Below are 10640 nucleotides of genomic sequence, written 5' to 3' on the forward strand. Positions count from 1 at the left end.
CGGCATCCATGATATCGCCGCACTCTTTCTACCGACCGATACTACCTTCACTGCCGGAGCTGTGCGTGACCTCGATACAATTGCAGCGTGGCCGAAGGAAAAATTGGCCACGACTGCGCTGGCGCCGATCCTCGGCTTGGATGCACCCGTTGCAACTAGGCTTGCTCCCGTCATCAACACGGGCGACTTGAATAAGGAGCAGATTGATGCGGTGAGGCGGTCTCTCCTCGCACCGCTTACGGTGGTAACCGGTCCGCCGGGGACCGGCAAAAGCCAGGCCATCGTGTCCATCGCTGCTTCCGTGATTGCCGATGGTGGAAGCGTACTTGTTGCATCGAAGAACCACCAAGCCCTCGATGCTGTCGAGACCAGGCTTGGTGGCATCGCTCCGCAGTCTCCGTTCCTAGTGAGGACGCTTGATCCTACACGCGACATCGATCAATCGTTCGATCAGGTGCTTGGCGAACTTGTCAGCGAGCCCACAAGAGGTGCGGCTGAGCCAGACTTGGTTCTACTGTCGAAACTCTCGACGCTCGCGCAAAATCGAAATCGGCTGCTCGACCAGATCGACGAGCTTTCGCGTATCCACGGGTTGATTGCGGAGCTTTTGGAGAGGCTCGAGGCGCAGGAGGCGAGCAGCGCTGAACGCGGAGTCCAGACATTGGTAGAGCCCGAAAAAAACCTCGTCATTCGGTTGATCAACACAATACTGGGAGCTTTCGGTCTTAAATCGAAGTTGTTGGTAGGCAGCCAACGTTCCGGTGGAGAGACAACGCTCGCCACCCTCAGGCAGCGTCTAAAACAGCTCCGCTCTGAATTAGCTACGATCGAAGTAAAGGGTGATCCAGTCGCGATTACGCAGGAGATAGGAGAGGTCGCTCGGGAGCTTCTTCCCAAAGTTCTGGCGTCAAAGGTCAACCTGACTGAGATCGACCGACGGAGGCTAGGCGAGGAGCTTGCCAACCTAGAGCTTGCTCAAAACACCGGGCCGCTGCCATCTGAATTGGCCGGTGAAGTTGTAAGTCACCGGCCCCTGTGGTTGGTTTCAGTCCTTGGCGCGGCACGGCGAGTGCCGCTGTCAGACAGCTTATTCGATCTCGCGATCTTTGATGAAGCAAGCCAGTGCGATATCGCGTCAGCACTGCCGATCTTCGCTAGGGCAAAACGTGCTGTCGTTGTCGGTGACAATCGCCAGCTTTCCTTCATCAGCCAGTTGGGCATTGCGCATGATCGAAACCTGATGCAGGCCCAGAACCTGCCGGTATCAAAGATGGGTCGGTTCGCGCAGAGCCGGAGATCGCTATTCGACTTGGCGGACCTCACGCCCGGGGCGGCGAAGGTTATGCTTCGCGATCAATATCGATCCGCTGCCGATATCGTTGGCTACATCAACGAACACTTTTATGGTGGTCAATTGCGGGTTGCAGGTGACCAGGACAAGCTCAAATCACCAAGGGGCATGAAGCCAGGTATTGCGTGGACCGATGTACCGGCGCCAACATCACCAATGATCGGCAACATCAATAATTCTGAGATCGCCGCGATAGTGCAGCATGTCCGCATGCTCCTCGTGGATCAAGGATATAGCGGGTCGATCGGGGTCATCGCTCCTTTCCGGCCGCAGGTATACGCGTTGGAGCAAGCGATCCACGCAGAAGTCAATGAAAAGCTTCGTGTCAAGGCTGAACTGCGTGTCGGCACGGTTGACAGTTTCCAAGGTCAAGAAAGAGACCTTATCCTTTTCTCACCCACGCTCGGCCATTCGAGTGCGATCAGCGCGGTCACGTTCGTGCAGAAAGACTGGCGCCGCCTGAACGTTGCCATTAGCCGCGCCCGGGCCGTCGCCCATGTCTTTGGCGATTTGTCGTATGCGCGATCTGGCAAGGTGCGGAGTCTTCAACGGCTAGCCGCTACGGCAACCGAACCAAAGGGCCGCATCGGCGAGGGCACGTTTGACAGCAATTGGGAGCGAATTGTGGACGCGGCGCTTAGGAAGCGCGGCTTGAACCCCGTTGCTCAATTCGAAGTCGCCGGTCGTCGCCTGGATTTTGCACTGTTTGGCAGCGGCGATGTCAAGCTCGACCTGGAAGTCGATGGTCGACATTGGCATGCCGACACCGACGGCAAAAGAAAGCTTGGCGACTATTGGAGAGACCATCAGTTGAAATCGCTTGGCTGGAAAATCCAGCGCTTTTGGGTGGACGAACTAGCTCAGGATTTGGAGGGGTGCATTGAACGCGTCGCAAAACAGCTTTCCTAGATCGCGGCGGTTTACCTATATCGCTTTGACGCTTGGCTTGCTCTCAGCGGCCGCGATCTCTGTCGCGTTGATTCAGGTCGACGCTCTTGAGCGCGACTACGGTGCCGTGCGTTCCGACATTCAGCGCTATAACAATGAGCGGACAGAGGCGCTGGGCCGACGCGATAGTGTCCTTTCGGAAATCTCTCAACGAAGTGTAGAAGCCGATGGTATTCGGAAAACCATCGCTGATCTGACCGCACAGCGAGATCGCCTCGACGCAGAGATAAACCAACAGACGGCATCGCTCGCCGAGGGCGTTGAGAAGCTTCAGGCGGGCCAAGAGCAATCGAAAGCGGCCGCCGATACTATTGCGGAAGCAGCTAAGGCCGAGAAGACGCTTGCGACCTTACGCTCTCAGAACGCTGACCTTGAAAAGCGGATTGCTGTCAATCAGGCAAAGATCGATCAGTCAAATGCCGACGTTGCACAAGCAGAAGATCGAAAAAGTGCTGCCGACGACGCGATTGCAGTCAGCGAAAAGGTCCGGCGCGATAAGGAGGCTGAAATCTCCAAATTAAACGCCCAGCTTCAGGACCTTGACGACAAAACACGTCAGGTCGCCGATCTTACCGCCCGTCAGGCCTCGTTGACGGCGCAAATGACGAAAATCACGAAAGATATCGGCGACAAACAACGTGCCTCGCAGGATTTAGACGCAACGATCGCAAAGCTCCAGGATCAGGCGTCCAAGGCGAAGGTCACTGCAGCTAAAACGGATGCCGACTTGGCCCGCCAGGACAGCAACCGTACGGACTTGGCCAACCAAGTCGGCGCTCTCGAAATGCGGAAGGCTGCATTGAACGGCGATCTCACGAGCGTGACCACAGCAGCGGACCGCGCACGATCAGATGCTGCAGCGGCTGAAGGCAGGCTAAAAATTGCCCAGGACGCGCTTGCAGAGGCGGAAAAATCTCTTCCGGTCGCGAAGGCACAATTAAATGATCTCCAGGCAGATGTCGCAGCTGCCACAACGCAACGTAACACGCTCAAAGAAGAGTTAAGCAGTCTTCAGGCACTGAAGTCTCGAACTTCGGCGGACAAAGCCGATGCTGATCGCGCAGCAGCTGAAAAAGCTGCTCTGGAAAAGGCTGTCGCAGACCTATCAAACCGACAAGCAGAACTGGCCAAAGAGCTGAGCTTGCGTCAGAGCGACCTAAATACTGTGAAAGCGGAGCTGGCCGAGCTTAACGGCAGGAAAGGGGTGCTTGTTCAGGAAATTGCATCTCTTTCAGACGCGAAGACGCCAAAGCAGACGGATGTGGCACCCGCGCCGCCAGCTATTGACGCCCCGACGACTACCCAGCCACAGCCTGAGAGGCCATAATTAGAGAGCGTCGACATGCTAACAGGAAACATCTTGATACTGCTTTTCGCAGCAATGGCTGTCGTAGCTCTGATCGTCGTGCAGATAAGCCTCGCGGTGCTCCATGACAGAGCCGTTACCGCCTCCGGGCCGACGCGCTCCCTGGAGTCTCTGGAGACAGCCATTGCCGACAAGCGGATGGCCCTTAGCGATATCGAAAATGAACTAGGAGAGCGCCGCAAGGCCCTAGCCAATATTGCCGACGTCCAGGCTGACTACGATGCGACCAAGAGACAGCTCGATGACTTGAATGCTGAATGGCTTCAGAAGGATGAGCGCCGCGAGGAAATCCGTGCGCTGCGCGAGGTGATCGAAGCGGAGATCATTGAAAAACACGCAGTTGACGCTGAGCTGGCTTCCGCCCGGGCAGATCTCGACGCTGTCCATGACCGCCTCACTGCCGCCGAGCGGCTGTTCGCTCTCAACGATGAGATGAAGCGTGAACAGGCAGCGCTTGAAAAGAAGATTGCAGAAATGCGGTCCCAAGCGATTGAGTTGAGCGAAGCGCAGGAGCGAGTGCAACGCTTAGAAGCGCTGTCGCAGGAACTTGGTAGAGAAAGCGCACGTGTCGAAGGCCTCCTCCAGGCGGCAAACTCCCAACTCTCTCAGGTTCAAGAAGACCTCGCTGTCGAGCGTCAGGCGACCGCCGCCGTTCATGCTGAATTCACGCAGACGTCGGCGAAACTCGCAGCCGCCGAGGAGCGTGCTCGTTCCATCGAAAGCGACATCTCATCGTTGGAAGATCGCCGTTCGTCGCTAATGGCACAGGTCGCTAAGATGGAGGAAGACGTTGCTGAGGCGAGCGGTAGGGATGCGCCGGGCCGCGAGGAGGCAATCGTTGAACGTCTCAAGGAGTTGACCACGCTTCCGCCGGTGCTGGCACAAATGCGGAGCTGGAAAGATCGCGCCGCTGAAAATGAGGCTGAGGCAGTCCAACGGGTGCTTCAGCGCCTTGAACAAAGCGGCCTCCATTACGACCGTCGCATTGTTTATGCCTTCCATACAGCAATGAAAACAAACGACACGACCCAGATGGCCGTGCTTGCCGGTATCTCCGGGACTGGCAAGAGCCAGCTGCCGCGACAGTACGCGGCAGGCATAGGGATCGGGTTCCTGCAGGTGCCGGTTCAACCTCGCTGGGATAGCCCCCAGGATTTGATGGGTTTCTACAACTATATCGAAAAGCGCTACCGTCCGACCGATATGGCGCGGGCGCTCTATCACCTGGACATTCTGAACAACCAGAAGAGCGAGTTTCAGGATCAGATGATAATGATCCTGCTCGACGAAATGAACCTTGCGCGTGTTGAGTATTATTTTTCGGACTTCCTCAGCCGCTTGGAAAGCCGCCCGCCGATGAACCGTGTGTCGGATAAATCCCTGCGCAAAGACGCTGAGATCGAGCTTGAGATACCGATGCCGCGAGGTATGGACGCTCCCCGCATCTTCCCAGGATACAACCTTCTGTTTGCCGGAACGATGAACGAAGACGAGAGCACGCAGTCGCTCTCTGATAAGGTTGTGGACCGGGCGAATGTCCTTCGCTTCTCGGCACCAAGAACCATCAGGACGACTGCGCAGAAAGCAAATATCGCCGAGCCCGAGGCGCTGTCGGCGGCAAGATGGCGGTCATGGGTGAATCCTGTTTCGACTGTGGAGAGTGAGCAGACCGTTATCGACAGCGTGGATAGAATGGTCAGCCTCATGAAGGGCTTCAAGAGACCTTTCGGTCACCGTCTCGGCCGCGCGATCATGGGGTATGTCGCGAACTACACCTCGTTCGACCAGGCGAAGGACTTGCGTGTCCCGCTCGCAGATCAGGTTGAAATGCGCTTGTTACCAAAGCTTCGCGGTATCGAAGTTGAAGACGGTAACGATCATGCTTTCTCCGAACTCATAAGTTTCGTTGGTGATGCCCTGCGGGACGATCACCTTGCGAAGGCGATCGATGAGTCGATCCGTGCTGCGAAAGAGGGCTCCGGTCAGTTCGTATGGAACGGGGTTTCGCGGTAATGCTCCATCTCGGCAGACCTTGGGATCGCAGAGGAGTTGCCAATGCGAAGTTCAGTCCTGGTGATTGTTTGGTCAGCGAGGTCCGTGGCGAGGCACCCAAGAACGGCGGACACTCGCGTCTTATGTCGGCCCGGCTTCAAGATGGACCGGTGGAACTTATTCTCCATCCATACCCGAAAACGGCGAATGCTCAGCGACCGGAGCGAATTGGGTTTCCGGTTCGCCCTCGTGGTGTAAAGGAGCATGAGACCCCGGAAGACGTGCGGGCGAGAGAGCTTCTTCGGCGGATGAACGAGGTTTTGGCGCGGGTCCAGGAGCTTGGCGAGGCCCTTGAAGACCCTTTGCATGTATGGTCCCGATTGCGCGATGCGTGGGAGCGCGCAGAGAATGAACACGATCCGCGAATGGCGGAGATCGTAAGGCAGGCTCAAGATGTCCTTCCGCGCCTGAAAGCGCTGGAGCCGAGGATCAGGCGCGTGCTTCGTCGGACGAGAGAGCTTACATTCTTGGACCGAGTTCAGGAAATGGATCGGGCGTCGATGCGCTGGCTCGTCCGTCAACCGGGGCGGACGATTGCGGAGCGAGCCGGTACAAGCCAGCGTATTCTCGCAACAGTCAGGCGAGAGAACTTTGATACCCCTGAAAACAGGGTTCTCCACGCGTATACGACACTTGCTTTCCAGGTTGCTCGCGAATGGATGCAGGAGCATCCACGAGCACGGCATAGCCGCCGCTACGCGCAAGTCAATCATTTCGGCCGGTTCTGCAAAACCTTCGCGCAGATGTTGGCAGATCTTGAAGTGAGCGTAGCCGATGCCGGGATTGTTCCGAACTACGTTCTGATGCAGGACCCGAGCTACAACTCCATCTATGAAGCCTGGCGCCGCCTGCTGGAGGAAGACAGGGTCCTCGATGACCTCTGGGCATGGCAAGCGGAGACCTGGACGGATTTTTCTGTGCTTTCTGTCGTGCTCGCTCTCAGCGAACTCGAAGAAGCCGAGCTAATTGCGCAATCGCCCATCGTCTGGCGTTCAGAGGCATCGCTCGGACGATGGTTCGAGCAGGATCGACCGATTGCCGTGTTCTGGTTGAAGAACACAGGTCGTATAGTCGAGGTACAATCCCGCCCTGAAGCACCAGGCCGTATGCTGGCCTTGACGCGGGCCCACGTGTCTCTCCGCATCTCCGACATCGACCGAGGCGGGATGCCGCGCCGCGTAGCAGTTTGGACCCCGCACACGATGGCTCGCATAGATCTCAACGACGCTGTCGTACGGGCAAATGAGCGATTGGTCGAGATTCAGCCATTCGGCCAAACTGAAGTTCTGCGTAACGGGCTGATACTGACCCCATCTCACGGTCAGTTCGAGACTTGCCTATCCCGTAAGGCTAGCACGCGCGTTGATGGAATTGCCTTGGAGGCCTCTGGCGAGGGGCTGCGGCAAGGGTTGGACGCTATCCGTGCGTTCGCACGTAGCGAAATATACGCGACGACGCCATGAGGAAACTGTGCGGGTACGATCTGAATGGATGGCGCGATAGCGCTGCGAGGAACTGGACCATTTTGCCGGACGGCGAGGAGCAGGAGGTTATTAGCTCTCTCATCGAAGGCGGCATTTTCGGTGTCGTGGTTGAAACTGGAGCGAAGGCCGACGGGGGCCTTGTGGGTGGTGCGCAGGCATCAATTTCTCCGCACGGCCTGGGTGCTGGTTGGGGTGTGGTCGGAGCTGCCGAGAAGCGGTTGAGGGTGACTGATCTGCTGAACGACGATCCATCCGTCCCCCACCTGACTGCAGCGCTGAAAGGGATGTCATCCGGTGCCAGCTTTGGCATCGCCAGCCTTGATGATCATGCTGAAACCGGCGAGCTACTGCAGGAACGACTGTTGGCGGCTCTGCGCAAGGCAAAGGTCTCGACGCCGCTTCTGGTTTGGCGATCCGTGTTGGCGACATTGTTCGCTATCGAAAGGGGAACAGTTGAAGAAGGCCAGGCCGTAGGTGTGGTTTCGCACACCGGAGACGGTGTCACGGTTCAAAGGCTGCGCATTCGTCGCGAGCGTAGCCATGGAGAGACTGTCTTAGCGCCGGAGCGTCGCTCGACAGGAAAACTGATCCGTTCGGGTTGGGGATACCGGGGATTGGCGGAGTTGGCAAAGTCTGCAATTTCTAGAGTTTCGTCGGTCGACCGAACCGATCATTTGGAATGGGCACGTTCGAATGGACGCCTTGCGCTCGGATTCCAGGCAGAGCCCGAGGTGTTACGCCAAGGAAACGGAGACTGGCAGGTATTAAGGCCGCCCGACACGATCGATCACGAGCAGATACCTCGATTGCAGGATGTGCGAGATGATGTCGCTGGGTGCGATGTGGTCTTGTTGGAAACTCTGTCCAAAGGTGCGATCAGAAAAGCATTCCATTCAGCAGTGATACAAAGCATCGGTGGAGATGTTGTGTTACTTGCTGACAACTCGATCGCAGATGGTGCGCTTCATGCCGCGCGGCGCCTAAGCAAGCGCGATCCCATCTATTTCGATTTCCTGCCGCAGATTTCAACGATTGTGCAGCGGCGTGACGCGGTCGAAAACTTCGACCTCGTTGATTACGATGAGACGCTTCCGGCAGGTGAGATGTACCGGAGCCCGAAACCGGCAAGATTGGCCATTCAAGCGGGGCAGGATCGTTTTTCTATTTTCCTTAGAAAGGAAACTTCCGAGCTTCCGCGCAAGGCAGAAGTCAACATCGGTGTGAAAGTCGACCAGACAGTTCCCGTCGAACTTTGGGTGGAACAGAGCCCGGCGTCCGGTCGAGCAAAAATCCTCGTTCACTCTCAGAAGTTTGGTCACCAATTCCAGGTCGACTGGGATGCCGCGACCGAACTCGAACAAAATTGGGACGCGTTGATCGAAGGGTTCCAGAGACCAGCACCGACAATACCGGGACGGCTTGTGCTCGCCTGCGGAATCGATAGTTGGAACGATAGCCCTCGCGGAGACGGGCTTTTCACGTTGCTTGAAAAGAACGTTGACCGGACTGCCGTCGATTGGACGGCACTCGCAAATCGGCTCTCGGCTCGACCTGGCGGCAAATACGCGATATCAAGTGACGGTGATGTCCCGAATGGAGTAGATGCTGTCGCGCTATCGCGCTTGGATCGACTTGTAGAACGAGCGTTAGATGAAGTCCGTCGCGGGCTGAGGGGCCAAGCTGTTGGAACCCAATCACTGCGGTTTCTGACATGGCAATTCCGCCGATGCCCGCCAGACGTCTCGGGCTGGTTGCTGGAGGCTTGGGACAAAGAAGCCCGGGGACACCCAATTTTCACTCAAGGTGCCCACTGGAAGCTCGCTTACCAGGGGTTGGGGCGGGTCGCCAGCAACCAGCATTTTGAGCTGCAGGCAATCCACAAGGTCTTGGGCAAGCCCATAGATCAATGGAAGTGGCAGAAAGAAACCGCCGCCATGGCGTTCCTACTTTCGCGCTCTGAAACCGCGCCTCGGCTGCTTACTCGCAAAGATGTCGAGCGGTTGACCAAACGGATTCTCCGGGAGTTCGAAGAAAATCTGGGCTCGACGTACACCAGATTCCAATACGCTCCGATGCTGCTTGTTGGCCTTCTCCGTTGGAGGGTGGTCGAGCCATTCGCGTTGGTTGAGGGGCAGGACCCTAAGGCGGATAAATTGGTTCGAGCAGTCGAGAGGACGATAGGTGATCTCAAGCACCAGGATCGTTTAAGGGCACTGGCAAAGTACGGGCGCATCCTGGAACACGTTCTTGAGGAACTACGGGGCGAGGGGTCCAACCCAGAGCTTCTGCTTGATATTTTTGGTGGGGCGGATGGGAGCGATGCCGACGAATAGTAGATCGCTGGTATGCGGCGTCCACGCCCCGTCGATTTTCAGTTGCGGGGATCTAAGGTTGATCTACGCGCCGTCAAATGAGCTCACCGAAGAGTACCTGACGAGCTCATTGTGAGGCCTTGATGCGGGCGGTATAGGCTGGCTCAGGGCATCGATATCTTTGGCAAGGTGAAGGGAAGCGTGGGGTTGATTGCCGTCATTCTCAAGGCGCCTCACTGATGTCAGCGGCATTAAATTAGGTACTCGAGCGAACAACAAAGGCACCGAGGCGACGACCCAAAAGACCAGCAACTAATACGGCGTCTCACTAAAATCGACTCATGGGCTGCGTATTCCGATGAAGCCGGCCATCGATTCCGATTTGAAGCCGGCCAGTCATTCCGATTTCATTCCGGCGGGCGTTCCGATTTGAAGGCGGCCATTTCTCGGACTGATCCTGGCATTCTGGCCGACGCCGGATACCGCGGCCACAATGCGCCCCAGAGCCACAAGCTGCGGGTCTTCACCAGTGGCCAGAAGCGCCACGTGACGCCGGCCATCAAACGTCTGATGCGAAGGCGGTCAGCCGTCGAGCCCGTCATCGGGCACCTCAAGAACGAGCGCAGAATGGACCGCAACTATCTTGCCGGACAGCAGGGCGATGCCCTCAATGCCGTTCTGGCTGCCGCCGGCTACAATTTCTCGCTTCTGCTCAGGTGGTTCAGGCTACTTTTGTGCCTGCTCGTCAGGCAAACTCTCGACGCCGACAATCATGCGCCGCCACACCGAAAACGGTTCTTCACGGGCGACTAAGAGTCGGATTCGAAAAGCGTTCAACGATATCCATACCTTGCTAGCCGTCTGGTGATGAGACGAATGTGGGCGATCATGATCCACGCTTCGGCTGATGCGATCGAGCGTTCGACGTCTTTGGCCAATCTGCGGCATCTGCCAAGCCAGGCGAAGGTCCGTTCGACCACCCATCGACGCGGCAGAACCTCGAAGCCTTTCGCCTTGTCCGAGCGCTTGATGATCTCGATCGTCCAGCGCCCGATCTTTTTCAGTCGCCGCTTCAACTTATCGCCCGCATAGCCACCATCGGCGAAGACATGCAGCAACCATGGCCA

Annotated in this window: 6 protein-coding genes and 1 pseudogene; 6 read left to right on the forward strand and 1 reads right to left on the reverse strand. The window is 57.0% G+C overall.

Annotation, left to right across the window (positions count from 1 at the left end):
• Positions 1-103: 103 nt before the first annotated feature.
• From GA0061101_RS31240 to GA0061101_RS31265, 6 genes and pseudogenes are all read left to right on the forward strand, one after another.
• A complete protein-coding gene (locus GA0061101_RS31240) occupies positions 104-2260 on the forward strand; it encodes an AAA domain-containing protein (protein WP_240535432.1) in 2157 nt (718 codons plus the stop codon).
• Entirely contained in the window at positions 2232-3626 is a 1395-nt protein-coding gene (locus GA0061101_RS31245) for a coiled-coil domain-containing protein (RefSeq protein ID WP_004118324.1), read from the forward strand. The genes GA0061101_RS31240 and GA0061101_RS31245 overlap by 29 nt, the downstream gene beginning before the upstream one ends.
• Before the next feature lie 33 nt (positions 3627-3659).
• Positions 3660-5678 carry an McrB family protein gene (locus GA0061101_RS31250; RefSeq protein WP_004118326.1) on the forward strand — a complete coding sequence of 673 codons (2019 nt, stop codon included), beginning with the start codon at positions 3660-3662 and terminating at the stop codon, positions 5676-5678.
• Positions 5679-5965: 287 nt separating this feature from the next.
• On the forward strand, positions 5966-7180 hold the full coding sequence (locus GA0061101_RS31255) for a DUF2357 domain-containing protein (protein WP_240535433.1): 1215 nt from the start codon (positions 5966-5968) through the stop codon (positions 7178-7180).
• A gap of 62 nt (positions 7181-7242) precedes the next feature.
• Positions 7243-9534, forward strand: coding sequence for a hypothetical protein (locus tag GA0061101_RS31260; protein WP_244441503.1), 2292 nt, complete (start codon positions 7243-7245; stop codon positions 9532-9534).
• A 441-nt stretch (positions 9535-9975) separates the two neighbouring features.
• Positions 9976-10326, forward strand: a pseudogene (locus tag GA0061101_RS31265) (transposase); the annotation flags it as partial.
• A gap of 20 nt (positions 10327-10346) precedes the next feature.
• Here GA0061101_RS31265 and GA0061101_RS31270 read toward each other — a convergent pair.
• Positions 10347-10640, reverse strand: a 294-nt coding sequence (locus GA0061101_RS31270; RefSeq protein WP_141694139.1) for a transposase, incomplete at its 5' end; no start/stop codon positions are given.

Origin of the sequence: Martinezella lusitana (assembly GCF_900094565.1) — a bacterium.
Taxonomy (GTDB): Bacteria; Pseudomonadota; Alphaproteobacteria; order Rhizobiales; family Rhizobiaceae; genus Rhizobium; species Rhizobium lusitanum.

Bases quoted from the DNA above. Each gene is read 5' to 3' on its own strand.
- GA0061101_RS31255 (WP_240535433.1), top strand. From the start codon at position 5,966: ATGAACGAGGTTTTGGCGCGGGTCCAGGAGCTTGGCGAGGCCCTTGAA.